The organism is Gilvimarinus sp. 1_MG-2023 (assembly GCF_030548285.1).
In genome coordinates this window covers 1-253 of sequence record NZ_JAUOSC010001336.1, presented here as the reverse complement: position 1 = coordinate 253, position 253 = coordinate 1, and the positions used below count along the sequence as shown (strand labels likewise).

Sequence of the window (253 nt, the reverse complement as noted above, 5' to 3'; positions counted from 1 at the left end):
CCATCGACCTGATCGACGATCATTTTGATGTCACCCGCCAGCACAGCGAGGATGAAGGTAACGTCCTCGCAATCGACGCCGACCATTCCATTCATAAATACTCAGCGGTCGTTGTTGACGATTGCCTGATTGCCCGTTTGCCCAGGCGCTCCCTGCAATTAATCAACACCTGTATTGACGTCGCGCTAGCTGCAGCATCCGATGAAGAAACCGACTGGCTCGAGGCCTTGCTGACGTCCGACCTGTTCAGCCG

General features: G+C 54.9%; 1 protein-coding gene. It reads left to right on the top strand.

Features of this window, described 5'->3' with window-relative positions:
• Positions 1 to 253, top strand: a 253-nt coding sequence (locus Q4563_RS21190; RefSeq protein ID WP_303605929.1) for a hypothetical protein, incomplete at both ends; no start/stop codon positions are given.